Origin of the sequence: Arcicella rosea (assembly GCF_014204325.1) — a bacterium.
Taxonomy (GTDB): Bacteria; Bacteroidota; Bacteroidia; order Cytophagales; family Spirosomataceae; genus Arcicella; species Arcicella rosea_A.
Genome location: NZ_JACHKT010000002.1, coordinates 236,721 through 262,793, shown reverse-complemented (window position 1 = coordinate 262,793; position 26,073 = coordinate 236,721). Strand labels below are relative to the sequence as shown.

The 26,073-nt window shown below is 35.3% G+C and carries 21 protein-coding genes; 9 read left to right on the top strand and 12 right to left on the bottom strand.

Annotation, left to right across the window (positions count from 1 at the left end; genetic code table 11):
* Positions 1-2: 2 nt before the first annotated feature.
* The gene (locus HNP25_RS02650; RefSeq protein WP_184129799.1) at positions 3-374 is read left to right on the top strand and encodes a DMT family transporter; all 372 of its coding nucleotides are present in this window, start codon (positions 3-5) and stop codon (positions 372-374) included.
* On the opposite strand, the gene ribD is transcribed toward HNP25_RS02650, so the two are convergent.
* Positions 340-1,404 carry a bifunctional diaminohydroxyphosphoribosylaminopyrimidine deaminase/5-amino-6-(5-phosphoribosylamino)uracil reductase RibD gene (gene ribD / locus HNP25_RS02645; protein WP_229202769.1) on the bottom strand — a complete coding sequence of 355 codons (1,065 nt, stop codon included), beginning with the start codon at positions 1,402-1,404 and terminating at the stop codon, positions 340-342. The genes HNP25_RS02650 and ribD overlap by 35 nt on opposite strands.
* A 20-nt stretch (positions 1,405-1,424) precedes the next feature.
* Here ribD and prmC point away from each other — a divergent pair, with 20 nt between their 5' ends.
* Positions 1,425-2,285, top strand: a complete 861-nt coding sequence (gene prmC, locus HNP25_RS02640; protein WP_184129796.1) for a peptide chain release factor N(5)-glutamine methyltransferase — start codon at positions 1,425-1,427, stop codon at positions 2,283-2,285.
* A 129-nt stretch (positions 2,286-2,414) separates the two neighbouring features.
* On the opposite strand, the gene HNP25_RS02635 is transcribed toward prmC, so the two are convergent.
* From HNP25_RS02635 to HNP25_RS02625, 3 genes are all read right to left on the bottom strand, one after another.
* Positions 2,415-3,257: an endonuclease/exonuclease/phosphatase family protein gene (locus HNP25_RS02635; RefSeq protein ID WP_184129793.1), complete on the bottom strand. Its 843-nt coding sequence runs from the start codon at positions 3,255-3,257 to the stop codon at positions 2,415-2,417.
* A 191-nt stretch (positions 3,258-3,448) separates the two neighbouring features.
* Positions 3,449-3,676, bottom strand: a complete 228-nt coding sequence (locus HNP25_RS02630) for a cysteine-rich CWC family protein (protein WP_184129791.1) — start codon at positions 3,674-3,676, stop codon at positions 3,449-3,451.
* Between the two features lie 34 nt (positions 3,677-3,710).
* A complete protein-coding gene (locus HNP25_RS02625) occupies positions 3,711-5,546 on the bottom strand; it encodes an ABC transporter ATP-binding protein (RefSeq protein WP_184129789.1) in 1,836 nt (611 codons plus the stop codon).
* A gap of 512 nt (positions 5,547-6,058) precedes the next feature.
* On the opposite strand from HNP25_RS02625, the gene HNP25_RS02620 reads away from it, so the two are divergent.
* From HNP25_RS02620 to HNP25_RS02610, 3 genes are read left to right on the top strand one after another with little or no spacing between them, the layout of a single operon-like run.
* Complete coding sequence (locus HNP25_RS02620; protein ID WP_184129786.1) at positions 6,059-7,243, top strand: glycosyltransferase family 87 protein; 1,185 nt, start codon at positions 6,059-6,061, stop codon at positions 7,241-7,243.
* A complete protein-coding gene (locus tag HNP25_RS02615; RefSeq protein ID WP_184129783.1) occupies positions 7,225-8,184 on the top strand; it encodes a glycosyltransferase family 2 protein in 960 nt (319 codons plus the stop codon). The genes HNP25_RS02620 and HNP25_RS02615 overlap by 19 nt, the downstream gene beginning before the upstream one ends.
* The gene (locus tag HNP25_RS02610; RefSeq protein WP_221432368.1) at positions 8,159-8,950 is read left to right on the top strand and encodes a polysaccharide deacetylase family protein; all 792 of its coding nucleotides are present in this window, start codon (positions 8,159-8,161) and stop codon (positions 8,948-8,950) included. The genes HNP25_RS02615 and HNP25_RS02610 overlap by 26 nt, the downstream gene beginning before the upstream one ends.
* Here HNP25_RS02610 and HNP25_RS02605 read toward each other — a convergent pair.
* The 4 genes from HNP25_RS02605 to HNP25_RS02590 all read right to left on the bottom strand — a co-directional run bounded on the left by HNP25_RS02605 (position 8,913) and on the right by HNP25_RS02590 (position 13,234).
* A complete protein-coding gene (locus tag HNP25_RS02605; RefSeq protein WP_184129780.1) occupies positions 8,913-9,656 on the bottom strand; it encodes a glycosyltransferase family 2 protein in 744 nt (247 codons plus the stop codon). The two genes, HNP25_RS02610 and HNP25_RS02605, sit on opposite strands and share 38 nt — an antisense overlap.
* A 15-nt stretch (positions 9,657-9,671) precedes the next feature.
* A complete protein-coding gene (locus HNP25_RS02600) occupies positions 9,672-10,160 on the bottom strand; it encodes an NADH-quinone oxidoreductase subunit C (protein WP_184129778.1) in 489 nt (162 codons plus the stop codon).
* Positions 10,161-10,165: 5 nt separating this feature from the next.
* On the bottom strand, positions 10,166-10,720 hold the full coding sequence (gene nuoB / locus HNP25_RS02595) for an NADH-quinone oxidoreductase subunit NuoB (protein ID WP_184129777.1): 555 nt from the start codon (positions 10,718-10,720) through the stop codon (positions 10,166-10,168).
* 87 nt (positions 10,721-10,807) lie between these two features.
* Entirely contained in the window at positions 10,808-13,234 is a 2,427-nt protein-coding gene (locus tag HNP25_RS02590; protein WP_184129775.1) for a T9SS type B sorting domain-containing protein, read from the bottom strand.
* Positions 13,235-13,481: 247 nt separating this feature from the next.
* Here HNP25_RS02590 and recG point away from each other — a divergent pair, with 247 nt between their 5' ends.
* On the top strand, positions 13,482-15,578 hold the full coding sequence (recG, locus tag HNP25_RS02585) for an ATP-dependent DNA helicase RecG (protein WP_184129773.1): 2,097 nt from the start codon (positions 13,482-13,484) through the stop codon (positions 15,576-15,578).
* A 600-nt stretch (positions 15,579-16,178) separates the two neighbouring features.
* On the opposite strand, the gene HNP25_RS02580 is transcribed toward recG, so the two are convergent.
* Together HNP25_RS02580 and HNP25_RS02575 are read right to left on the bottom strand one after the other, a co-directional pair.
* Positions 16,179-18,071, bottom strand: a complete 1,893-nt coding sequence (locus HNP25_RS02580; RefSeq protein WP_184129771.1) for an amidophosphoribosyltransferase — start codon at positions 18,069-18,071, stop codon at positions 16,179-16,181.
* Between the two features lie 412 nt (positions 18,072-18,483).
* On the bottom strand, positions 18,484-20,127 hold the full coding sequence (locus tag HNP25_RS02575; protein WP_184129769.1) for a carboxylesterase/lipase family protein: 1,644 nt from the start codon (positions 20,125-20,127) through the stop codon (positions 18,484-18,486).
* A gap of 102 nt (positions 20,128-20,229) precedes the next feature.
* On the opposite strand from HNP25_RS02575, the gene HNP25_RS02570 reads away from it, so the two are divergent.
* The gene (locus tag HNP25_RS02570; protein WP_184129767.1) at positions 20,230-20,964 is read left to right on the top strand and encodes an NUDIX hydrolase; all 735 of its coding nucleotides are present in this window, start codon (positions 20,230-20,232) and stop codon (positions 20,962-20,964) included.
* 78 nt (positions 20,965-21,042) lie between these two features.
* On the opposite strand, the gene HNP25_RS02565 is transcribed toward HNP25_RS02570, so the two are convergent.
* Complete coding sequence (locus HNP25_RS02565; protein ID WP_184129764.1) at positions 21,043-23,394, bottom strand: S9 family peptidase; 2,352 nt, start codon at positions 23,392-23,394, stop codon at positions 21,043-21,045.
* A 659-nt stretch (positions 23,395-24,053) separates the two neighbouring features.
* Here HNP25_RS02565 and HNP25_RS02560 point away from each other — a divergent pair.
* A complete protein-coding gene (locus HNP25_RS02560) occupies positions 24,054-24,599 on the top strand; it encodes a hypothetical protein (protein WP_184129761.1) in 546 nt (181 codons plus the stop codon).
* A 54-nt stretch (positions 24,600-24,653) separates the two neighbouring features.
* Here the strand turns inward: HNP25_RS02560 and HNP25_RS02555 are convergent, their stop codons facing one another.
* The gene (locus tag HNP25_RS02555) at positions 24,654-24,896 is read right to left on the bottom strand and encodes a MoaD/ThiS family protein (RefSeq protein WP_184129758.1); all 243 of its coding nucleotides are present in this window, start codon (positions 24,894-24,896) and stop codon (positions 24,654-24,656) included.
* A gap of 137 nt (positions 24,897-25,033) precedes the next feature.
* Here HNP25_RS02555 and moaA point away from each other — a divergent pair, with 137 nt between their 5' ends.
* Positions 25,034-26,017 carry a GTP 3',8-cyclase MoaA gene (gene moaA, locus HNP25_RS02550; RefSeq protein ID WP_184129755.1) on the top strand — a complete coding sequence of 328 codons (984 nt, stop codon included), beginning with the start codon at positions 25,034-25,036 and terminating at the stop codon, positions 26,015-26,017.
* Positions 26,018-26,073: the final 56 nt, after the last annotated feature.

Genomic DNA, 26,073 nt, shown 5'->3' with positions numbered 1-26,073 from the left:
AAATGGCTTGGATATACATTATCATTGCTGCTTTATTTGAAGCAGCATGGACTTTTTCACTGAAAGTACTTAGTTTTAAAGACATCAAAGCTCTTCCATTAAACAAGTATTGGCAGATGGAAGGGATTTTAGTCTTAATGCCACTATTGGGTTATATCGTTTTTGGGTTAGCCAATGTTTACTTTTTCTCGGTGTCTCTTAAAACTGTTCCTACCGCTACAGCCATGGCAGTTTGGACGGCGGCTACTTTAATTTTTATCAAAATAGCAGAAATATTTTTCTTTCATGAAAAACTAAACTGGTTAGAGATTTTCTTTATCATGCTGATTACTGTTGGAATTATTGGCTTAAAGGTAGTTGGCGGTAAATCCTAACAATTTTATCAGTATCTAAGCCTTCTTTTTTAACAGTAATACCATTAATTTTTGGAGCAGAAATACCTGATTGTAATACTTTTTTACTTTTCAAAACGATGGCTTCGTCCCAAAGTTTGGCATCAATAAAACCTTGAATTAAAGTACTTCCGCCTTCTACAATCAGCGATTGGACTTTTCTTGCTGCTAAATCTTGAATGATGTTCTTGAGTAAATTTTCTGCTTCGATTTTCACCCAAGAAGTATTTTCAGTTACTTTATTTTCAAGCAAATTATAGCAAATCGTTGGCTGAGAATTATCGAAAATCTTTAAGGTTTTGGGCAAACTGAGGTTTTTATCTAACACAATTCTTAAAGGATTTTTGCCTGTCCAGAAACGAGTATTCAAGGCTGGATTATCGTAGCGAGCGGTATTTGTGCCAACCATAATCGCATCTTCTTCGCTTCGCATTTTATGGACAAATCTTCTGGAAAGTGGATTAGAAATCTGTACAGCTTCAAAATTTTCTTTGGCAATAAAACCATCAGCCGTTTCTGCCCATTTTAAAATAATGTATGGTCGATTTTTTTCGATAGCATTAAAAAAACGTTTGTTCAAAGCCCTTCCTTCTGCTTCCAAAATTCCCGTTTCTACTTCTATGCCAGCGGCTTTTAGTTTGACAATTCCTTTTCCACCGACCAATGGATTGGAATCTACATTACAAATAATTACTTTTTTTACCTGATGTTTTACTAACAAATCTGCACATGGTGGCGTTTTTCCGAAGTGCGAACAGGGTTCAAGCGTCACATATACTTCCGATTCGGGCAATAAAGATTTGTCTTCAACCGAATTTACGGCATTTACTTCCGCATGAGCTTCGCCATATTTTTTATGCCAACCTTCGCCAATAATTTTGCCTTCATGCACAATCACACAGCCCACCATTGGATTCGGCGAAACCGTTCCTGCTCCCAGACGAGCCAATTGTAATGCACGAGCCATCCACATTTCAGCAGGCTTGGCGTGATATTCTTCGTAACTTTGCATAAATTTTATTGATAACCTGTATGTCCACAAAAAAAATATTCCAAGAACTTTTCTCCGAAATTAACGCTGTTTACGATGAAAACGAAGCGAAGAGCATCGTTTATTTACTCTTAGAACACTTCCAAGGTATTTCTAAAACGGATATTTTATTGGACAATCCGCTCAAAAAAGCTTTCGATTATCAAGAAATTATTCACAGAATCAAACAACATGAACCTGTTCAGTACATTATTGGTGAAACAGAATTTTATGGAAGAATTTTTAAAGTAAGTCCCGCCACTTTAATTCCACGACCAGAAACGGAAGAATTGGTTGAATTAACGATTCATACTTTTCAAGATTTAGCTAAAAAACAACTCATTCCTTCGTCTCCTAAAATATTAGATATTGGTACTGGTACGGGCTGTATTGCGATTTCGACGGCGGCTAATATTCAAGATTCAGTCGTTACGGCTTTTGATATTTCGGAGGAAGCTTTGAAAATGGCAAAGCAAAACGCTTTATTGAATGAAGTAAACGTAAACTTTGAAAAAGTAGATTTTTTGGATGAATCAGTCCATGATACTTTGCCTGTTTTTGATATTATTCTTTCAAATCCGCCTTATGTGATGAATCTGGAGAAGCAAGAAATGGAGCATCATGTTTTGGATTTTGAACCACATTTAGCTCTTTTTGTAGAAGACGAAAATCCCCTAATTTTTTATAAAGCCATTGCCAAATTTGCTAAAAAACACTTGACTGAAAATGGTTTTTGTATCGTAGAAATCAACCAAGCTTTCGGGACAGAAACGGCTGATTTGTTCTGGAAAGAAGGTTTTAAAAGTGTAGAAGTGATTAAAGATTTTTTTGGGAAAGATAGAATGGTGAAAGCTTTGTTGTAGCTATCGGCTTTCGGTCTTCGGCTGTCGGATTTCAGATTTTGGAATGATTAATTTTTAGATAAATAAAAAATCCGAAAGCTGAAGACCGAAAGCCCAAATCCGACATCCGAAGACCGATAACCAACAAAACTAAAACATCAATTGCGTAATCACAGCGTGGTGGTCAGAAGCGAAGCGTCCGCCCCAAGTATTGCTTAACGTTCCGTGTTTTAATACTTCTACTTTATCAGAGTTTACAAAAATATAGTCAATCAATTTGTTATCAATTTCTTTAGATTGAAAGCCGTTAAACGTACTTTGCGGCCCAAAATGTGGCAAATTGCTCAAGATTTGCGTGTCTAGCAAGCTTGCATTTACAATCACGATAGGCTCTTCGGAAGGAGTACTGTTGAAATCTCCTGTCAAAATCACAGGCGTTTTAGCATTAATTGCCTTAATTCTTTCCACAATCATTTTCGCACTTTCACGACGAGCCACTTGACCGATATGGTCGAAATGCGTATTGAAAACATAAAATACTTTTTTAGTTTTATTGTCTTTGAATTTGGCATAAGTCACCACACGATTCAAGGCAGCATCCCAACTTTTACTAGGTGTTTCTGGCGTTTGGCTCAACCAAAAAGTATTACTTTCTAATACCGTAAATTTATCTTTTCTGTAAAAAATAGGAGAAAATTCACCTGCTTCTTTACCGTCGTCACGCCCAACGCCTACATAAGCATAGCTTGGTAATAAAGTACTTAGGTTTCTGAGTTGTCCGACTAATACTTCTTGCATTCCACAAATATCAGCTTCATAAAATTCAAGCATACTGCTGAGATTTTCTTTGCGTTTTGACCATTGGTTTTCACCATCCTGAACAGTTTCCATTCGGATGTTAAAGGTCATTACGTTAAGTTTTTGTTGGGAGAAACTGCTCATAGAAGTACTTATCAAAAGTATAAATAGCAGAGAATAGAAAGTTTTTTTCATTTGCTGATTGTTTGGAGATTTTCAGCAAAACTATTCATTTTCAGTCACAGGCTTGCCCTGATGTGGATAAAATTTGTGTAAAGAATGTTTAGAGGCAAGAGACAAGTATCAAGATTTTTAGATGGAAGATTAAAGACGAAAGATACAAGAAGAAAGATGCTGGATTTTAGACGGATGGTTGGCGAATCTGTTTAGGAATCCGATTGCTGAATTCCGACATCCGAAATCGCTTTCAGTTCTTCCAGACAAGTATTACACAAACAAGCTCCGTCAAATTCCCATTGACTGATGTCAGCGATATATTCTATTTGCTTTTTTGTGAGGTTTATCTTCATGCAATCGCATTCCAAAATGTTGTTTACTTTGCAGATAAACACTTTTTGGCATCTTGGACAACTTTCTTGTGCGTGTTTTTCCATTAATTTTTTACGAGTTGGAAACTCGTTTTACTGTCTATAATTCTTGCATTGAGTTTAGTTTTTTATAAAAACCATTTTCATTTGCCAAAAGCTCGTTATGCGTTCCTCTTTCAACAATCTTTCCATGATTAATGACCAAAATTTCATCTGCGTGCTGAATCGTACTGAGTCTATGAGCAATCACCAAAGTGGTTCGGTTTTTCATCAAATGCGTTAAGGCTTCTTGCACCAATTTTTCTGATTCAGTATCTAAGGCTGAAGTGGCTTCATCCAAAATTAAAATAGGTGGGTTTTTCAATACCGCTCTGGCGATACTCAAACGCTGACGTTGACCACCCGATAATCGTCCTCCTCGGTCGCCAATAAAAGTTTGATAGCCATCAGCCAATTGTGAAATGTATTGATGAGCGTTCGCAATCTTTGCCGCTTCCTCAATTTTTTCACTGGTCGCCACCGAACCGAAAGTAATATTGTTCGCAACGGTGTCATTAAACAAAATAGATTCCTGCGTAACGATACCGATTTGCTTACTTAATGATGCTTGAGTAATTTGCTTTAAGTCGATACCATCCATTAAAATTTGTCCTTCTGTAGGGTCATAAAATCTTGGGACAAGGTCGGCAAGCGTTGATTTTCCACCGCCCGAAGTACCTACCAAAGCAACGGTTTTTCCTTTTTGAATTTTAAAAGAAATATTATCTAATACTTTTCTACCTTCTTGGTATTCAAAACTTACGTTTTTGAATTCTATCTCTTCCTTAAATTCTGGAATGGCAACAGCATCTTTAGCATCTTGAATGGCAGGAACAGTATCAATTAATTTCAAGATTCTTTCAGCCGAAGCAATACCTCTTTGCACACCACTGAAAGCATCCGCAATTACTTTAGCTGGTCGCATCACTTGTGAAAACAGAATGATGAATGAAATAAAAGTAGAAGCACTTAGGCTTTCGTCGTTGTTAATCACCAACGAGCCACCATACAATAAAATTCCAGCAATAACAGTTACTCCCAAAGCTTCTGAAACTGGCGACGTCATTTCTTGGCGATATACCATACGCAATACCGCAGATTTATAACCATAATTTTGCTCCTTGAATTTTTCTGCAACTACTTTCTCCGCATTAAAACCTTTAACAATTCTCATTCCGCCGAAAACTTCATCAAGTGTGCCAATCATTGCACTTTGGCGTTCCTGTACTTCACGAGCAGCACGACGTAAGCGACGGCTAATCGTGGCAATTACTCCCCCTGAAATTGGTAAAATCAATAAAGAGAAAAGCGTCAGTTTCACCGACATATTGAACAAAAAGACAAAGTACATCACTAAAGTAAATACTTCTTTAAAACTTGCCGTGAAAGCTCTTCCTACAGAGTTTTCTACTTCTTGAACGTCGGTAGTGAGATGCGCCATCAGATTCCCTTTTCTTTCATTATTGAAAAAACCAAAGTGTAAGTTAAGTGTCTTTTCAAAAATTGCTTGGCGTAAAGATGCAATGGTTTGTGCTTCTACTGTTTTGAGTATTCTTTGAGAGAAATAACGAAAAATATTAGAACAAACTACCGATACCACAATGGCAATACAGGCAAATTTCAATGCACCCATTCTACCATACAAAGCAATGATTTGATAGAAATAATAATTGAAGATTTCTTTAAAGTAATCTGACTCAAGCGAGAACACTGGCTTTACACTAAATTTTTGTAAATCAATTGCTTGTACTTTATCAAAAAGTACATCAAGTAAAGGAATTAATAAAGTAAAATTTAGAATTCCGAATAAGCTTGCAAGCAATGAAAGTATAAAGTATGGAAATGCAAAGGCTTTTAAAGACTCAGCATATTGAAGAATACGCAAGTAAGTTTTCAATGAAAATTGTTTCAGATTTGAACGTTAATTAAAAATAACTAATACAAATTTAGTAAAAATGTATTGACTATTTTCCTAGAACATTATATCTACATTATAGTACTTAAAGGATTAGTTAAAAATCACTAAATTGTAAAAGATTAATACTAAATTTGTATAGAAGCTCTCACTAATGGCTTTGAAATCTCTTTAATATATACTAATTGCTTTTATGAAAATGTCTTTAAAACCATTAAGACCACTCCCATTACTCGGGTTTGGGTTATATCTTGTAGAATTTACTTTCTATCCTCTCTTACAAAAGGTTTGTTTAAACCAAAGTGTTTTTTCTTGTTCTTTTCAGAATTTCCCTCATTCTTTTTATTGTTTTAAATCCAACCTTCTTGACCGATTTAACGTCAATTATAGCACTTTGCTGTAATTCCTTCAAAACGTTAGTACCAAATTCATCATTAACTAAAAAGGTCAGAAGCAAAGTAATACTAATTGCTGGTAATAAATACTCAATAAAAATGACATTCTCTGTATTCAAAGACAAAACTAAACTCTTTCCATTCTTATGGTTTTTTACGCCTGCCCTTGCTGGCTTTCTAAAATGGCGACTTGGTGAAGTAAACAATTATAATATTTTTATGGGGGTTTATCACCACCTTGTAGAAGGCTTAAATTTATACAGTCAGTATCCAGACGAGTATTTTGACAGTAATCATTACGGGCCATTATTCAGCTTAATTATTATGCCATTTACTTATATTCCTAACGGAATTGGCATACCACTTTGGAATAGCTTACAAGCCTTTGCACTTTATAAAGCGCTGACATTACTGCCAGTAAAACCCGCTTATCAATGGATTTTATTAGCCATTTGTTTAGTTGATTTGAATACTTCTTCTCACAGTGTTCAGGTGAACCCTACGGTGGTCGCTTTTATTATTTTTTCTTGGTATTTCGTTAAAAAAGACCAAGTAATTTGGGCAACATTGTTTATAATGCTTGGTGCTTTTGTGAAACTGTACGGAATTGTTGGTTTAGCATTCTGGGTATTTTCAGAAAGTAAAATCAAATATATTGCTTATTGTTTTTTGTGGGCAATCGTGCTATTTGTATTGCCGATGGCTATCAGCTCTCCTTCTTTTATCGTACAATCGTATTTGGATTGGTACAATAGTTTAGTGCATAAAAATCTTCAAAATCAGGAAGTTGTCAATGGCATGGGGGCAAGTATGCAAGATGTTTCTTTGATGGGTTTGGTCAGACGAGTAGGAGGTTTTCCACAGCTATCCAATCTATTTTTTATCATTCCAGGTTTTATTTTACAAGTAATGCCTTTATTAAGATTTAAACAATATTCAAACATACTCTTTCAATTAAGATACCTTGCTTCTCTATCCATTTTTGTCGTTATTTTCTCTTCATCATCCGAATCTCCCACTTTTATCATTGCAGTAGCTGGTGTAGCAATTTGGTTTATTACACAGGATTTTCCGATACAAAAATGGGTTTGGGTTTTACTTATTAACGTAACTGTAGTCACTTCACTCACGGCGACTGATGTCTTTCCAGACTGGTTACGGATGAAAATCATTCTGTATTCAATCAAAGCCTTTCCATGTTGTTTGGTTTGGTTTGCTTGTATTTATCAACTCTTATTCAATGAAACCTCAGAAATTAAAACATCATGGATCAATCAAGACTAAACATTTGTATCCTGTCGGCAGCATACAATGAAGGTGAAAACCTCTTAGTTTTTTATCATGCCGTAAAAAAAGTAATTGATAAACTTCCTTATTCTTTTGAATTTTGTTTTGTAAACGATGGCAGTAAAGACGATACGCTTTCGGTGATTAGATCATTAGCGAAAAAAGATGAATCTGTAAAATATCTTTCTTTCTCAAGGAATTTTGGGCAGCAAATAGCCTTAAAAGCTGGGATTGATACCATCAATGCAGATGCAATTATCATGATGGATAGCGATTTGCAACATCCACCAGAAATGATTCCTGATTTGATTGAGCTTTGGTTAAAGAAAAAAGTAAACATGGTCAATACGCTTCGTGAAGAAGACCAAGATTTATCATGGTTCAAAAAACAATCTAGCAAACGTTTTTATCAAGTACTCAATAAAGTAAGTGATTTAAAACTAGAACCTGGTCAAGCAGATTTCCGTTTAATCGACCGAAAAGTAACTGAAACCTTAAAAAAATCAAAAGAACAAGATGTTTTTTTGAGAGGAATGATTCAATGGATTGGTTACGACCAAGCAACAATTAGCTATAAAGCCAATAAACGTTTTGCTGGAGAAAGTAAATATACTTTCTCTAAAATGATGCGATTGGCTTTGGCTGGCATTACTTCATTTAGTATAAAACCACTTTATACAGCCATTTATATCGGTTTCTTTTTTGCCTTTATGTCATTTTTGTACTTGCCTTATGTGCTTTACAGTTTTGCAATTGGTGAAGCTGTTGACGGTTGGGCTTCAATCTTGATGACGATTGCCTTTTTTGGAGGATTAAATTTAATAGTACTCGGTGTGTTAGGCATTTATATTGGTAAAATTTTAATCCAAAATAAAGAAAGACCTCTGTACATTATACAAGAACAAAATATTTATGAAAATAGCCTTGCTGAGTTTTGATGTAGAAGAATTTGATATGCCTTTTGAATATGGAGGAAAGCCCGAAATGCAAGAGCAAATCGCTACTTCTAATCAAGGTTTACAAACTATTGTTTCGGTGTTAGAAAAGTACAATGCCACTGCAACGTTTTATTGCACGGGCGTTTATGCTTTGGCAAAAACTGAACAAATACGAGAATTAAGTAAAAAGCACGAAATTGCTTCGCACAATCACTATCATTCAAGTCATAAAAAAGAGGATTTGAGTACTTCTAAAGCCATTTTAGAAAACATTACGCAACAAGAAATAGTAGGTTTCAGAATGCCAAGAATGGCTCCTGTTTCGGATGCTGATTTGCTGGAAGCTGGTTATTTGTACAATGCGTCTATCAATCCCACTTATTTGCCGGGGCGATACGATTACCGACATATTTCTCGTACTTTCTTTACTCAGAATGATTTAATACACTTTCCAGCTTCGGTTTCGCCCGCTTGGCGTGTGCCTTTATTTTGGATTGCTTTTCATAATTTTCCATTGTCTTACTTCTTTTATTTATGCAAAAAAGTAGTGGAGGCAGACAGCTACTTGCATTTGTATTTTCATCCTTGGGAGTTTACCGATTATACAGCTTTACCCAACGGAGCAAAGTATCCATTTTATTTGCACAGAAATAACGGTAAAAAAATGTTGGAGCGATTCGATAAACTAATGGCTTTTTTACAAAAAGAAGGTTTTGAATTTAAAACGACTAAAGATTTTCTGATTCCTTCAGTTTCGCATATTTAATGACGGGATTCATCGCCGAGAGCAATGCCCACATAAAACCAGCGTAGCCATCTAAACAGGCGGCTTTGAGGAAGTAAATTTTTAGGAAAGTAATCGGGAAACGCAAAACGATGGTTGAAACGGAAGCTTTCTTCCCACGTTCAGCCAACGTTTTTGCTCCGAGCGAAGTATATTTATTGAATTTATTGAAGTAATCCGTCAAATCACGATAACTATCGTGTAGAATATGATTCGCTAACAGACCAATTTTACCTTTTATTGCTACACTTTCGTGAACGTGTTCGGTATTCCAATTGCCGAAATTTCGGTTGAAAAGTCGTAGTGTAAGTCTTTTGTACTCGCCACTAAAACGTAATAATTTACCGAGAAAAATTAAAGAACGAGGAATTTTAAAGGCTTGAAATTCAGTATTTTCAAGCGATAATTTTTGAATTTCAGTCTGTAATTCATCGCTCAAAATTTCATCATCATCCAAGGAAAGAATCCAATCGTTTGACGCTTGTAGAGTGGCAAAGTTTTTCTGAACACCATAATTATCAAACTTTCGGTAAACTACTTTTGCCTTAAAAGTTTCGGCGATTTTTAGCGTTTTATCGGTACTTCCAGAATCCACCAGTACAATCTCATCAGCCCAAGTAAGGGCTTCAAGTACTTTTGTTAATGTTTTTTCAGAATTGAAAGTAATCAGAACAACGCTAATTTTCATGGTTTTGGATTGAAATCAGTACTTTACTTGAATGCCGTGGTAATATTCCTGTGCTTGATAATCTTTTCTGAGCGGATGCCCGTCCCAGTCTTCTGGCAATAGGATTCTTCGTAAATCTGGGTGACCTGTAAAGTTGATTCCTACTAAATCAAAGGCTTCTCTTTCATGCCAATCTGCCGTTTTCCAAATATTACTGACTGTTGGTACTTCGGGTAATATTTCGCCTTTTTCATTTCTAGGAAAAACCACTTTCAGCATCAATTTATGTTCGTAGGGAATGGAGTATAAATTATAAATCACTTCCATCGTAGCCTTTTCGACGCCATTATCCAAGCCCGTCAAGCACGAAAGCATATCAAAATAACAATCTTCGTGTTCGAGCATCAATTGGCAAACCTCCGCAATTTTTTCGGTGGGTACAGTAATACTTTGTTGGTCGGTTTGAAGAATGATTCCTTCTCCGAATTTTTCGACAAGAATATTTTTAAATTTTTCTGTTGACATCTTCATTAAGCATTTAAGGCAAAGGCTGGTTTTTGATTTCTGGCTTCTTCCTCTTCCATGGCTAAAAGAGCTTTTGGAGCGACCAAACTTTCGTTTCTAATCTTTTCTTGTAATTTCAAAAATCCACCAATCAAAGCCTCTGGTCGTGGCGGACAACCTGGCACATAAACATCTACGGGAATAATTCTGTCCACACCTTTCACCACATGATAACCGTGTTCCCAGTAAGGCCCACCACAGTTTGAGCAACTTCCCATCGAAATCACATAGCGTGGTTCGGGCATTTGTTCATAAAGGCGACGAATTCTATCCGCCATTTTAAACGTTACTGTTCCTGCTACAATCATCACGTCTGACTGGCGTGGCGAAGGTCTCGGAAAAACGCCAAAACGGTCTAAATCATAGCCAGAAGCCATCGTCTGCATCATTTCAATGGCACAGCAAGCCAGACCAAAGCCCATCGGCCAAAGGGAACTTAGACGAGCCCAATTGATAAGGTCATCTACTTTGGTAATTACAACACCACCTTCGTTGAATTGTTGATCGAGTAATCCTTGCATAATGATTTAGATTTTGAGGATAAAAAAGCGTATCCCGAACTGCAAATTTAATCTCAATCCTGCATTTTATTGGTTTATTCTCAAAAATTATCGAACAATGGTTAAATATCCTGTAATTGGTCGAATGTCATCATCTGCTTTGATAACGTAATAATAAGTAGTAGCTGGCAAATTTTCATTGTCTTTTCGCCCATTGAAAGGATTAGAGGAATAATTCATTGTACTAAAAATTTCTCCTCCCCATCGGTTATAAATTTTCACTTCGGCTTTGGGATATTCTTCAATGCCTTCTAATACCCACACGTCGTTCACATTATCTTCATTGGGCGTAAAACCCGATGGAACAATAATTTTTGCTTTTACTTTTACCAAAATATCATCGCTGTTAGTACAATTACTTAGCGATGACGTTACTTTTAAAGTATATTCAGTATCTGCAATTGGTGAAGCGATTGGCGTTGGAATATTAGCATTGTTCAAACTATTGGCTGGCGACCATTCGTAAGTTAGATTATTATCAAAACCTCCGCTCACTTGGCTTTTTAGCGTAATGGTATCTCCTCTGAAAATCACTATATCGTTGCCCAATAATACTTTTGGTGGTAAATCCACAAAGGTTATTCTCGTGATTTTAGAAATACAACCAAAACCATTGGTATATTGATAAGTAATGGGCGAAGACCCATAAATCAAAGGCGAAAAGGTTGTTCCATTTACTCCTCTGCCTATAAATTTTCCCATCGTTGCATCGTAAGGAGTAACATAATTCAGTAAATCAAGTTTTAGATTAGCAGTGCCACAAAAGGGAGAAATTGTATCGAATTTGATGGGCGTTAATGGATTGACTGTCAGTTTTAAAGTATCCGACATTTTTTTACAATTGTTTTCATCAGTCACCAGTACTTTATAAATCCCTGAAGTTTTAACATCAAATTTATTTTCGGCTGAACTTTGCACAGAAACATCATCTTTCAACCAATCGTATTGTAGATTATAGCCTTGATTAGCAATTAATGGAATACTTTCGCCGTCGCAGATTACTTTTTTATCAATTCTGTTCGTAAACAAAGCATCGGGCAAAGCATAAACTGTTACTTTGGCAATTGGCTCATATTCACAAATACCTCCAATTTGAGTCATTCTTGCACGATACTCTCCTGATATACTGACATCAATTTCATGGCTATTACTGTTGGGAACATCAAAAGTATTACGAGTCCAATCATAACTATAAGCACTCGTCGCAAAAGTACTTCCATCTTGTTTTTGAATCGTTAATTTAACTGGAATTTCATCAAGACAAACCTTTTTTTCATCTGGACTAATAGCATATTGTTCTCCTGCTACTTTATTCACGATGGTTTCATCAGAAGTAGAAATATCGCTACAACCAGTATTGTAGCCTATGATTACCGTATATTTTCCCGGCTCATTTACTCGAATTTTATAGCGATTTTCATTCGCAAGATTAACATTGTCTTTTTGCCATTGATAAGTATATCTTACATTAATTTCAGTAGCCAGCTCTACAAAACCATAATCACAAAAATCAATCGTGGTTGCATGAATTTTCACTGGATCTAAATCTCTAAAAACAGGAGGTTTTGTAGGTGCATCAAAACAGTCAATTACTTTAAACTGAAAATCTCTTCGTGTCTGACCAATCACTACGCCATTTCGTATTTCTTCAACCAAAACAGAATAGACAAAAAGCCCAAGTTCGGTAGCTGTAAGTGTTATATTTCCCTGATTATTAATTTTCATTCCTGGGCTTTCGGCTGGAATAGCTGATGTAGCACTGTAAGCTCCATTCCAATTGATTTCAGGAATACTAGACGAACCTATAGGATTGTTAACATTATTTCCCGCTACGCTGAAACCTCGATAAGGAGTCACAAAAGAATATCTTAATTGATCTCCATCTGCATCGGTTGCAGAGTTATCAAAACTAAATGGCTTACCTTTACAAATATATTCTCCTTTAGGTGTAGTGAACTGTGGAGATGAATTAATAAAATTAGAGCCATTCATCATCAATGGAGGAAACTCAAGATAAAATAACATCCCCGTCCCTGATGAATTGTTAATATTATCCGCTGCATTTCTACAACATCTATCATAAACAATATAATAGCCCTGTGGATCATCATATTGACTAGGATTAAGATAAATATTCTCGATAAAAGTAATATCAGTAATATTTAAGCCTTGATTGGTAGCACAGGCAGCATTATCATATACAAAAGGAACACCTTGTAAATTAGAAGTAAACAAAGTAAAGGTTCTCATCAAAAAGTTATCTCTTTTTCTAAAAATCCCTACTCTGACACCATTATCATTATTATTCGCTACTCTAATGGCATTGTCAAAATACAAGTGCATGGTTAAAGTAAAAGAGCCATGATTGGTTCCTCTGGTGAGGTCGAAATTGCCTCCAAGAATGTGATTTGCCTTTATCAAAGGGCTTAATGAAAGGAAAAAAAGGACAATAATAATTCGGTAATTTTTTTTCATAGTTTTGGATTTCAGAGCATATTGAGTATTCAAAAAGTAGAAATAAAAATTATGAAGACTATTTAGGCGAATTATGAGGGGAAGGTCTTGAGTATTTTGATTTAAAAATCAGTATTTTCACATAATTGTTTTTTCTTGGTGACAAAAATTATGTGCTTAATAGAGAGAAGAACAATTGAAGGGACAATCACTAAGGATACATATAAGACTACTAACTTACTAATAACGTTGCAATTAAGAGTAAATTATGCAAAATAATTTTTTCGATACTCGTATAGAATTTCTCAAAGGAGTAGGTGCTGCCAGAGCTTTACTATTGAATACCGAATTACAAATTTTCACCTACGGAGATTTAATTCAATACTATCCTTTCCGTTACGAAGACCGTACTAAATTTCATAAAATTTCTGACTTATATGATGGTATGGATGTTGCCCAAATTAAAGGGAGACTACATTTTGTAGAAAAAATTGGCGAAGGACATAAAGCTAGATTGACTGCTCAATTTTCAGATGGAACGGGTTCGATGGAACTTACTTGGTTTCAAGGAGTTAGTTTTTTAGAAAAAAAATTAAGACCAAGTACTGAATACATCATTTATGGAAAACCTGCTTTTTTCCAAGGTCGTCCGCAAATGCAACATCCAGAAATGGAATTGCCAAATCCTATCAATGAAAAAGGTGGTTACTTTCAACCCGTTTATAGTTTAACCGAAAAATTAAAGAAACGTTATGTCGATTCAAAAGTAATTGCGACGATGCAACGCAATTTACTGGATTTGGCTTATGATAAAATCCGAGAAACACTTCCTGATAATCTCCGACTAAAATTCCGTTTGGTTGAAAAAAAAGATGCTGTTTACAATATTCATCTTCCACAGTCAGAAGCGTGGCTACATCAAGCAAAGCGTAGATTGAAGTTTGAAGAGCTTTTTTATAATCAACTCCGACTTATCAAGCAAAAGCTTAGTAGAAGAATTGACTACAACGGACAAGTATTTAAGAGTACAAGTTTGGTGACTGAATTCTATAAAAACCACTTGCCTTTTGATTTAACCAATGCTCAAAAGAAAGTAATCAAAGAGATTTTTGAAGACATGAAATCGGGCAAACAAATGAACCGATTATTGCAAGGAGACGTGGGTTCGGGGAAAACGATTGTTGCCTTTATTTGTATGCTTTTGGCAATCAGTAATGGCTGTCAGGCTTGTATTATTGCACCTACTGAAATATTAGCCGACCAACATTATCAAGGCTTAAAAGATTTTTCCGAAAGTCTCGGGATAAAAATTGATAAATTAACGGGTTCTGTTCGCAAAAAAGCTCGTGGCGTTATTCATGAAGGACTTTTAGATGGCTCTCTCAAAATACTCGTTGGTACTCATGCCATTTTGGAAGATATTGTACAATTCCAGAATTTAGGTTTTGTGGTAATTGATGAACAACATCGTTTTGGCGTAGCACAACGTGCAAAACTTTGGGAGAAAAATCCCGTAATACATCCGCATATTTTGGTGATGACAGCAACGCCAATCCCAAGAACTTTGGCAATGACACTTTATGGCGATTTAGATGTTTCTATCATTGATGAATTGCCTAAAGGAAGAAAACCGATTAAAACTGTGCATCGCTACGACTCTCATCGTTTAAATGTTTTTGGATTTATGCGTGATGAAATCAAAAAAGGGCGACAAGTATATGTTGTTTATCCACTGATTGAAGAATCCGAAAAATTAGATTATAAATTTTTGACGGATGGCTACGAAAGTATCGTTCGTGCATTTCCAGAATATCATGTCAGTATTGTTCATGGAAAAATGAAACCTGCCGATAAGGATTTTGAAATGCAGCGTTTCATCAAAAAAGAAACCCAAATCATGGTAGCAACTACCGTGATTGAAGTTGGCGTAAATGTACCGAATGCTTCCATCATGGTAATAGAAAGTGCCGAACGATTTGGACTTGCACAACTACATCAATTACGTGGACGAGTAGGTCGTGGTGCAGAGCAAAGCTATTGTATTTTGATGACTGACGTAAAGCTTTCAAAAGATACTCGTATTCGTTTAGAAACCATGGTACGAACAACCGATGGCTTTGAAATTGCGGATGTTGATTTACAATTGCGTGGCCCAGGCGATTTATCAGGAACACAACAAAGTGGAGTGATTGATTTACTTATTGCCGATTTGGCTAAAGATGGTGAAATTCTGAGAGTAGCAAGAGAATGTGCGACTGCCATTTTAGAAGAAGATAACGATTTGGAATTACCTAAAAACGCAATGATTAAAGAACAAGTTGAAAACCAAAGAGCTAATGCGAGCAACTGGGCTAGGATTAGTTAAATATCAGCTTAGTTGGCATAAGAGCCCAACCCTTCAAAGTTGTCTGATAAAAATATTGAAGCAAACTCTACATATCCCCAAATAAGAATAGAAGCTGACATAACAAAGCCAACTAAACAGAGAAGAAATAAAATAACAAATAAAGAGATTTTCCGCTTGGTCATCAGGCGTTTATAATTTTGTAGATTACTAAATATCAAGCAAATACGTTTAAAGTTTTCGCAATTTAACACTATTATCTCCTATATACGAGCAATTAGCTTATTCTTACTCCAATGTTGAATTTCGTATTTTAGAAGTAGAAGAAATGATGGGAGTTTTTCTGAAAATTTAAAATAACAACGCTTAAAAAGTATATTTTCTACTCATTCCGTATTTTCAACAACAATACTTATGATAACTTCAAGATTGACAGACAAAGTCTTTTCAATATTTTAGCTATTGAAATATCATCTTTCACTTAATTTGATACGATAAACAGAATGGATTGATTATTACCCATAAAATCATCTATTTCTAAGTATAAATCCCATAAACAAAAAAGACTTGCCAAATATTATTCGGCAAGTCTTTTTTTATTTTTAGGAGGAATCTACAACCTTAATAAGCTCTCATTTCAACACCTTTCATGAAATTTACAAAAGCAGTATTTACTACTTTGTTTCCTCCTGGTGTTGGATAATTACCTGTGAAATACCAATCTCCTGTATCATTAGGACAAGCTTTGTTCAAGCTATCAACTGTTTGATACACAATGGCTAATTCAGCTTTCAAATCTTTAGGTTTTACCAATTCAGCGATTTTATCAGAAATCTCTTCAGTAGTAAATGGCTCATAGATAGCTTTTACAAAGTTTTCTTTATGAGCAGTTCCTAATTCAATAGCAGCCATACAACGTCCTAAAGTTTCCTCTAAAACGTCATCCATATTTCTTTCAATCAGTAATTGATAAGCCGCACGGAAAGCAACAAATTCCTTCATACGAGACATATCAATACCATAACAGTCAGGATAACGAATTTGTGGTGCAGAAGAAACAATAACGATTTTCTTTGGCCCTAATTTATCTAATAACCTCACGATTGAACGCTCTAAAGTAGTTCCACGCACAATTGAGTCATCAATCAAAACTACATTATCTACACCCTTTTTGATTACTTCAAAAGTAGTATCATAAACGTGTGCTACCATATCGTTGCGGTCGGCATCGTTGGTAATGAACGTTCTTAACTTAACATCTTTTGAAATCAATTTCTCGACTCTAGGACGGAAAGTAAGCAAATCTTCAAGGTCTTTTTCAAACAAAACACCTTCCATAATTGCCTTTTTACGCTCTTTGGCAAGATAGTCTTCCAAGCCTTCAATCATGCCCAAGAAGGCAGTTTCAGCAGTGTTCGGAATGTAAGAAAATACCGTATTTTTAAGGTCGAAATTTACTTCTTGAAGTACTTGTGGAATCACTAAACGACCTAATTGCTTGCGTTCAGCATAAATATCTGGATCAGAAGCTCTTGAGAAATAGATGCGTTCAAAACTACAAGATTTTCTTTCGATTGGGTCAATGAATTGCTTTTCAGAGTAATCTCCATTTTTATTGATAATTAAAGCGTGTCCGGGTTTCACTTCTTTAATATCATCATAATTACAATTGAAGCTTGTTTTAATAGCTTGTTTTTCTGAAGCTACTACTACTACTTCGTCGTCGGCATAATAAAATGCTGGTCTGATTCCTGCTGGGTCACGGGCTATAAAGGCTGCACCATATCCTGTCATTCCGCACATGGCGTATCCACCATCAAAATCTCGGCAAGAACGTTGTAGAACTCTTTGTAAATCTATATTATCCTGAATAATATCCGATAATTCTGGATTATGATATTCACTTTTGAAGTACTCAAACTGGCGTTGGTTTTCTTCGTCCAAAAAATGGCCGATTTTCTCCATTACCGTTACAGTATCCACTTTTTCTTTAGGATGCTGTCCGAGAGAAACTAGCTTGTCGAATAACTCTTCAACATTTGTCATGTTGAAATTTCCAGCCATTACTAAGTTTCTACTTCTCCAGTTACTTTGTCTGAGCATCGGATGGCAGTTCTCAATTTCATTCTGTCCGTGGGTTCCATAACGAAGGTGTCCTAAAAATACCTCGCCTGAAAAAGCCACATTTTCTTGAATCCAATGAGCATCTTTAGCTTTGTCTTTGTTATCCTTCAGAGCTTTCCGAAATTTTTTGTAAATCTTTCCAAAAATATCAGGAACAGCATTTTGTTCAACAGAACGATAGCGACTGATATAACGATGACCTGGAGGAACATCAATCTTGATGTTGGCTACTCCTGCACCGTCTTGCCCTCGGTTTACCTGTTTTTCCATCATCAAATACAATTTGTTCAAACCGTACAATGGCGTGTTGTATTTGTTGATATAATACTGATAGTCTTTCCGAAGACGGATTAGCGCTATCCCGCACTCGTGTTTAATTGCGTCAGACATGACTTTAATTATATTTTTTTTGAATTATTAGAACCTTTTTTTTTGGAAAATAAAGTTCCCTAAACCAATGTATTAAATGTCAAATGGTTTCAGTAAGAATTCGCAATAAATGTCAGATTAAAAAAGAATTAAAGATGGGTTATTTTTCTGTAAGCAAAATTACAGATATAACTTTGAAAAAAGCAAATTTTCGAGATTCATTAATAGTATTTTTTCTCACAATTTCTCTGCTTGTAATTATTTTTAGATTTAGTTGAAGTATTAGTATTTAATACTTAGTTTTTAGGACTTGATGAATCATGACTTTAAGATTAGTAGAAGTAGGAGTGTTAGATGATTCAATTAAGAATTGGGCATTATTATAAAAATAAAAATCCGTCTCAGTCATAACCAAAACGGATTTTTACTTATTTTATTTCTTCTGATATTCTTTATCTAAAAATAAATAACGATTATCATTCGGTGTTTTAATTGCTTTTGATTGTACTTTAATAATCATCACATCTGGATTGGCTTCGTCTTTCGCTACTGGCCAATTTTCTAAACCTGCACCATTCGGATTACCCGTTTTGATAAAATTCGCAAAATAATTTTGCATCGTTTCTGATACTTTGTAATCATCTGCGTTCCAATCGTAAGTGGCATTTCCTCCTAAATTTCCCATGGCATATTCAATTTCAGCTGAGTGAACTGCCCCTTTTGGTTTTGGAGCTTTCGGAGCATTTTTATCTCTTTTTACAACGCCTCCCGCTAATGCAGCTTCAACATCTTGGGCTTTCATATCTGGTCTTGGATGTGCGTAAAAGTAACGATAAACTGGCTGGTTACTATTTTTACGATGTGCATCAAACCATTTCCAAGTTGAAAAAGCGATAAAACGATCACCTGCGAGTGCCGTTGCAGATTCTTCTGTTTCTTCTAATGTTCCAGCTGGATATAATTTTAATACTTCTTGTGCTTTTTCACCATAAAGTTCTTTAACCGTGCTGGTATAAACTTCTAGAGTGGCTTCTTTTCCTTTGGTCAAAGCTTTGTAGTTCATTTCTTCCGAATTCCAACCTACTAGTAAAGGTACATTGGCGTGTTCTTTATTGGCATAAACTTCAGGAAGTGTTTTGGGTAAAAAGTAACCATCAAGTGTTGATTTGAAATTCCAAACACCAAATTCCATCATTTTTTGATAAATTTCATAAGTACTCATCGCACGCAATTCTTTCAAAGAATTTGCACCAGCTTTTTGTGCAAATGAAGTACCTGTTTTTTCGCCATCTTGTAAGGACACCGCTGCCAATGTTGGGAAAACCAGTCCACCACTTTCGCCGATTGCACCAGCAATTAAGTTTCTTGATAATGGCGAAACCATTTGTGCACTTACCGAAACAGAACCTGCTGATTCACCAGCAATCGTGATTTTGTTCGGGTCGCCACCAAAACTTGCAATATTTGCTTTTACCCATCTCAAAGCAGCACTTTGGTCTAAATAACCATAATTTCCTGATGCTTTATTCGGAGATTCTTTGGTTAATTCTGGATGCGAGAAAAAGCTAAATATGCCTAATCTATAATTTAAAGTAACTGTAACAATTCCTTTTTTCGACATACTTTCGCCGTCATAACGTGGTTCTGAACCATCACCTGCAATAAAACCACCACCATAAAAATAAACCAATACTGGCATTTTTTCCTGTGTTTTTACTTTGGGTGTCCAAACATTCAGATACAAACAATCTTCGCTCATGCCATTACTTCTAAAACCCATATCGCCAAATATTGCTGGTTGAACAGCTTTAGCCCCAAATTGTTTGGTTTCCAAAACGCCAGTCCAGTTTTTATTAGGTTGTGGTTCTTTCCATCTCAAATCACCAACGGGTGCTTGTGCATAAGGAATGCCTTTGAATGTATGGATATTTGAACGTACATCAAATTCTCCTTCAACAATTCCATTCACGGTTTTGACTTGAATGGGCAATACATAACCGTTTTTTTGTGCTTGTGCAGTAATATTGAGCGTTGTTATTGCACAGAGTAAGATGAGTAATCTGATGTTAAATTTCATTTTATTTGTTAGTTTTACGAAAGATTGAATCTATTGTCTCAATTTGTGACAATATTAAAGTGAATTACAGAAAAATACAATTAAATCTTACTATTTTTTAAAATGTCAGAAAACAACACTTCTCCTAAATATGTAAAAACAGCAAAAGAATCTGGCTTTTTAGCTCATATCGCCTATGATTCAGTCATTTTTGGCTTTGATGGTTCAACCTTAAAAATTTTAATTTCTGGCTACAGTAATACTAAACTGTTTGCTTTGCCAGGTGGATTTGTGAAGGAAAGCGAAAGTCTTGACGATGCCGTGAGAAGGGGTTTGTACGATAGAACTGGTTTAGAAAATATTTATTTAGAACAATTTCACACTTTTGGTTCTTTGGAAAGATACATTCCTGCAACGATTGAAAAGATTATGTTGAGTAATGGACATTTAAAAGCAGGAGAAAATCACTGGTTATTGGAGCGTTTTATTTCGGTAGGATATTATGCTTTAATCAATTTTAATGAAGTAAAACCCAAGCCAGATGAATTATCCGATAGTTGTGAATGGTATCCCATCAATGAATTACCGCCGTTGATGCTCGACCACCACGAAATAGTACAAAAAGCTTTGGAAACACTTCGTGGAAATATCAATAAAAAACTGGTTGGAGCGAATTTATTACCTGAAAAATTTACAATGAAACAATACCAACAAGTATATGAAGCAATTTTAGGTGAAAATATTCGTAGAACTACTTTTCAAAGACAAATACTTGGCTTAGAGATTTTGAAAAGACATGAAAAACAGTTTTTAGGCAAATCTCACAAAGCACCATTTTTGTATAGTTTTATTAAATAATAGATTAAAAAATTAGTCCAACGATATTCTCGCTGGACTAATTTAACCTAAGTACACAACTCAAAATTCATCACTAGGTTACTCATTCACATAAGTATTCAGCCAATTATTCATTTCCCAAAGCATATGCAAAATCGATTCTTTCGCTTGGTATCCGTGGCTTTCGTAAGGTAATTGCACATAACGAACCGTTGCACCCAAACCTTTTAAAGCATTATAATATCGCTCCGACTGAATAGGGAAAGTACCTGTATTATTATCGGCTTCGCCATGAATTAACAATAAAGGCGTTTTCATTTTATCAGCATAATTGAAGGGCGACATTTTATGATATGTTTCGGGCGTTTGCCAAAAAGTACGTTCTTCTCCTTGAAAACCAAAAGGCGTTAAAGTACGATTATAAGCTCCACTCCTAGCAATTCCAGCTTTAAACAAATCAGAATGCGACAATAAATTTGCCACCATAAATCCACCATACGAATGCCCCATTACGCCTACTCTATTTGGGTCAATTACTCCTAATTTAGTTCCTTCTTCGATAGCAGCTTTTGCACCAGCTACTAATTGTTCTAAATAATTATCATTAGGTTCGGTAGTTCCTTCGCCGACGATTGGAATAGACGTTCCTTCTAAAATGGCAAAACCTTGCGTTACCCAAAAAATCGGTGAACCCCAATAAATTGAAGTAAATTCATAAGGCGAGCCTGAAATTTGTCCTGCATTACTTTTATCCTTAAATTCTAAAGGATAAGCCTCCAACAAACACGGCAAAGCACCTTGTTCTTTTTGATAATCAGCAGGTAAATAAAGATTCGCCGTTAACTCTACGCCATCATGACGTTTGTATTTTAATACTTGTTTCTCTACACCCTTTAAAGCTGGGTATGGATGTGGAAAAAAAGTAATTTGTGTATTTCCCTGTTGTTTTAAATCTCTGATAAAGTAATTTGGGTTCTCTTGCTTCGATTCTCTGACAGTCAAGATAACCTGTTTTTCATTATCTAAAATAGCAATCGGGCGTTCATAAAAAGGTGCTTCTGAACGCCAAAGACGACTTGTTTCCTTGGTCGTCAGGTTCAGAATATCCACAAAAGGTCGGTCGCCTTCCACTGATGCTCCATCGCCCGTCATAAATACGGAATTATCTTTTTGCAAATCCATGACCAATCGTCCATATTGATTCTTTTTCGTTGATGGACTTCCCGGTTCGTTATACTTATCTTCAGAAGAACGATCAAATAAAATGATAGCTTCTTTCTGTCCGCTTGGGTCAATAATTTTGGTAATTACTCTTCTGGTTTTATGCCAATATTCATCAATTAATGCCAAATTTTCATTAGCCCAAATGATTCCTGCATAGCGATAGCCAGTTTCAGCAATGGTACTTGTTTCTCCAGTAAAAGGCGAACTCAAACTTATTACTTTGTCTCGAACAGCTACTTCATTTCTAGGGTCACCTTCATCTTGTGCTTCAATCCAATAAACAGTAGCAGGAGTATCATGTCGCCAATTAAAGCCACGTGGTTCTTTCTGAACAGCATCAAACGAAATCGGAATATTTTCAATCAAAGGATTATCCGCCAACGTTTTAATAAATGTTCCATCGATGTTTAGTACATCTATTTTTAGTGGAAAACGGCTGTAAGGAACAAGGTATGAAAATGGTCGTTGAATGATTTTTACCAAAAGATACTGACCATCTGGCGAACTACTAGCCAATTGAATAATACTTGCTTCAACAATTTTTTCCTCTGTTCCGTCCAAACTGATTCTTACCAGTTCTGCGGTGGCATAAAATTCGAAAAGCCTTTCGTCACCTTCATTTTTTAGCAAATCTTGGTATGTTCTACTAGGATTTGTTTTTCCTAAACTTTCAAGAATTGTTGGCCCAGTTGGTACAGCATTTTTCTGAGGAGGATTTCCACGGTTAGGCACAATTACTTTCGCTAACAAAGATTTTCCATCCGAAAGCCAAGAATATGGATGACCAAAAACAGCGTTCATTGCTAAATCAGATACTTTGTTAGCAGTCGCTGTTTCAATATCTAGTACCCAAAGTTCTATTTTTTCAGGACTTGAATGGCAAAAAGCAATTTTAGATTCATCGGGCGACCAACTTGCATAATTTAACAAAGGTTTTTCGGGCAAACCTTTGATGGATATTTCCTCTTTTCCACTTACTTTCCTTAGTCGAATACTTACAAAATAAGATGTTCGACTAGGGCCATTATTAGCAGGATTAATTCTCAGACCTGCTAATCGTAGTTCTGGTTCAGCTAATTGTGCAATAGAAGGTTGGGCTGCACGCTGGAGCAAAACCATCCATTCTCCTCTTGAATCCACACTTACACTTGGTGTTGGGCTTGCCGTAACTAAATCGGCAATTACTTTAGGCGGTGTTTGGTAACCGTCGTTTTCACAAATATCCATATCGTCACGAAGTGTTGAAAGTGTAAAGTTTATTACGAAATACTATTGCTTAGTCTGTTTAAATAAATAAGCAATAGCGTACTAAATTGAAAATTGTTTTTTAGTAAAATTCCATCAATAAATAATTTCTGTAAAATCCTAAGAAATAAATACATAACTGCATATTTTTTTATTTTTTTGCTACGTATGTTATCCTCTGTAACTGCCCGAACACTCCATAATTAGGCGATGTAGCAAAGGATAATTTTAAAAAAAATATGTCGTAATTTTATATTGCATTAATACATAAATAATTATTAAAAAATATCAAATATGTCCTCTTTTCGAAATTTTCTTGGTCTGTAAATTTAAAACCATTTATTTTGCAAATAATACTTCTTTCCTGTATTCATTAACTAAAGACAAATAACAATAACTTTATCAACTATAAATCAACCACTTAAATAAATAAACCATTTTAACATTAACATTGTCGCCCTCTATTATAGTAGTAAAAAAACAGTGTATAGGTACCGTCGCTTACATTAACTAGTAAATATCTTTTGATACTTACTTACTCTTTTAACTTCTTAATTTATCCATAAAATTATTTTCAAATCTCTCATTATCATTTTTATGAGTAATGTTTTCAACCTAAATCATCGCCATTTTAAAAAATCATGAAAAAAAGTATCATCCCCGCCTCCGTAGTATTAATTTCTCTTGTTTTAACTCAATCCTCGTGTGTGACAAGTAAAAAGTACAATGAACTAGACGGTTCGAAGAATCGACTCAATGAGAACTTTAAACGTTCACAAATTGAAGTAAGAGATTTAAGAGCCAAAACACTAACACTCTCTGAAGAACTAATTGCACAAGAAAACAAATACCGCTCGTATTTTGTAGAAATTGGCAACATCAGAAACAATTACAAAAAAGATTCCTTGAAAGTTTTAAGTCTTTTCAAAGATGTAGATTTAAAAGTCGAAGAATTCAAAGCGTATAAAGTTGAAACACAGCAAAAAATTGAAGGATATGAAACTCAAGTGACTTCACTTAATACTCATATCAAAAAGCAAGAAAAAACGATTAAAGTTTTAACTAACAGAATTGTTAAAGAACGAAAGGTTTATGCCAATCAGAAGCGTGAAATTATCAATCGTTATGAAAGAAAAATTAAAACCCTGAATGCCGCTTCAGTTAGATCTTCTTCTAATGGTATTTAATTCCAAATCCTTTGATTTTCAATCTTTATTGTAAAATCAAAGGATTTTTTCTTTTCAACCTCCGCTTACTGGCGGAATCAAAGCAATTTCATCCCTAAAATGTATCACTAAATCTTTCTCTGCGTATTCGCTATTTACTGCCAATAATAGCGATTTTATAGCCTTCAGTTTCGGATAATCATTCTTTAGCCTTTCCAACAATTGCTCCGCACTTGTTTTATCCTCCATTTCTATCTCAATATAAGTATTTCCAATTATTTCTTTGGTAATTCCAAAAAGGTTGATGCCGTACTTCATATTACTTCCTAAATATTAACTTTAAGCTACAACAATTAAATGTTTTTGCATTCACTACAGTTATTTACTTAAATTTGTTCAACAAAGAAACGAATTTAGACGTGATAACTCCAAACAAAAAACAGAACACCCAAAACTTGATTTACGACAATCATGGTCGTCCAATTACGTATTTGCGTTTGGCTGTAACTGACCGTTGTAATTTGCGTTGCTTTTACTGTATGCCAGAAGTGGGTGTGAAGTACTTACATAAATCAAAATTATTGACTTATGAAGAAATGCTTCGTACTGTTTCTGTATTGTCTGAACTGGGCGTTTCTAAAGTAAGAATTACGGGCGGAGAACCTTTTGTTCGCCATAATATGATTGATTTCATGTATCAACTTTCTGAAATTGAAGGTATTACAGAACTCAATATTACTACAAATGGTATTCTGACAGGACAGTACATTCGTCAAATGAAAGAAATGGGCATCCGTGCTGTTAATCTGAGTTTGGATACTTTAGATAAAAAACGCTTTTTTGAAATCGCCAGAAGAGACGAATTCGACAAAGTTTATGAAACACTTTTTCAGTTATTAGAAGCAGGTTTTGAAGTAAAAGTAAATGCTGTGGTAATGGACGGACAAAATACCCAAGACATCATTCCATTAACAGAACTTACGAAAGACTATAAAGTTTCAATTCGTTTTATTGAAGAAATGCCTTTCAATGGCGAAGGCTCGCATTATCCAAAACTCAATTGGAATGCACCTCGTATTTTAGAAGAAATAAGAAGTAAATATCCTGATTTACAGAAATTAGTCGATGCTCCGAATTCTACTTCGTACAATTATCAAATTCCTAATTATCAAGGAAATATCGGTGTAATTGCGGCCTTTTCACGTACTTTTTGTGGTACTTGTAATCGCATCCGCCTGACAGCAACGGGCGATTTAAAAACTTGCCTTTACGACGACGGCGTACTGAATATCAGAGATTTACTCAGAAATGGTATTTCTGATGAAGAATTGAAAAGCACTTTCATCAATGTTTTCAAACAACGCCCAAAAGACGGTTTTGAAGCCGAACGCAACCGCAAAAGTATCATTACAGAATCCATGACTACGATTGGTGGATAATCGCCTTGAAAAAAGGTTTTTAGACTAATACTTCCCAAAATGCGTTAATTTTGTTT

Excerpts from the sequence above, each read along its gene's own strand:
- HNP25_RS02605 (WP_184129780.1), bottom strand. The coding sequence starts at position 9,656 with ATGAAAATTAGCGTTGTTCTGATTACTTTCAATTCTGAAAAAACATTA.
- HNP25_RS02610 (WP_221432368.1), top strand. The coding sequence starts at position 8,159 with ATGAAAATAGCCTTGCTGAGTTTTGATGTAGAAGAATTTGATATGCCT.
- HNP25_RS02635 (WP_184129793.1), bottom strand. The coding sequence starts at position 3,257 with ATGAAAAAAACTTTCTATTCTCTGCTATTTATACTTTTGATAAGTACT.
- HNP25_RS02555 (WP_184129758.1), bottom strand. The coding sequence starts at position 24,896 with ATGAAGTACGGCATCAACCTTTTTGGAATTACCAAAGAAATAATTGGA.
- HNP25_RS02580 (WP_184129771.1), bottom strand. The coding sequence starts at position 18,071 with ATGTCTGACGCAATTAAACACGAGTGCGGGATAGCGCTAATCCGTCTT.
- HNP25_RS02615 (WP_184129783.1), top strand. The coding sequence starts at position 7,225 with ATGGATCAATCAAGACTAAACATTTGTATCCTGTCGGCAGCATACAAT.
- HNP25_RS02560 (WP_184129761.1), top strand. The coding sequence starts at position 24,054 with ATGAAAAAAAGTATCATCCCCGCCTCCGTAGTATTAATTTCTCTTGTT.
- ribD (WP_229202769.1), bottom strand. The coding sequence starts at position 1,404 with ATGCAAAGTTACGAAGAATATCACGCCAAGCCTGCTGAAATGTGGATG.
- HNP25_RS02650 (WP_184129799.1), top strand. The coding sequence starts at position 3 with ATGGCTTGGATATACATTATCATTGCTGCTTTATTTGAAGCAGCATGG.
- HNP25_RS02570 (WP_184129767.1), top strand. The coding sequence starts at position 20,230 with ATGTCAGAAAACAACACTTCTCCTAAATATGTAAAAACAGCAAAAGAA.
- HNP25_RS02630 (WP_184129791.1), bottom strand. The coding sequence starts at position 3,676 with ATGGAAAAACACGCACAAGAAAGTTGTCCAAGATGCCAAAAAGTGTTT.
- HNP25_RS02620 (WP_184129786.1), top strand. The coding sequence starts at position 6,059 with ATGACATTCTCTGTATTCAAAGACAAAACTAAACTCTTTCCATTCTTA.
- HNP25_RS02590 (WP_184129775.1), bottom strand. The coding sequence starts at position 13,234 with ATGAAAAAAAATTACCGAATTATTATTGTCCTTTTTTTCCTTTCATTA.
- nuoB (WP_184129777.1), bottom strand. The coding sequence starts at position 10,720 with ATGCAAGGATTACTCGATCAACAATTCAACGAAGGTGGTGTTGTAATT.
- HNP25_RS02600 (WP_184129778.1), bottom strand. The coding sequence starts at position 10,160 with ATGTCAACAGAAAAATTTAAAAATATTCTTGTCGAAAAATTCGGAGAA.
- recG (WP_184129773.1), top strand. The coding sequence starts at position 13,482 with ATGCAAAATAATTTTTTCGATACTCGTATAGAATTTCTCAAAGGAGTA.
- prmC (WP_184129796.1), top strand. The coding sequence starts at position 1,425 with ATGTCCACAAAAAAAATATTCCAAGAACTTTTCTCCGAAATTAACGCT.
- HNP25_RS02565 (WP_184129764.1), bottom strand. The coding sequence starts at position 23,394 with ATGGATATTTGTGAAAACGACGGTTACCAAACACCGCCTAAAGTAATT.
- HNP25_RS02575 (WP_184129769.1), bottom strand. The coding sequence starts at position 20,127 with ATGAAATTTAACATCAGATTACTCATCTTACTCTGTGCAATAACAACG.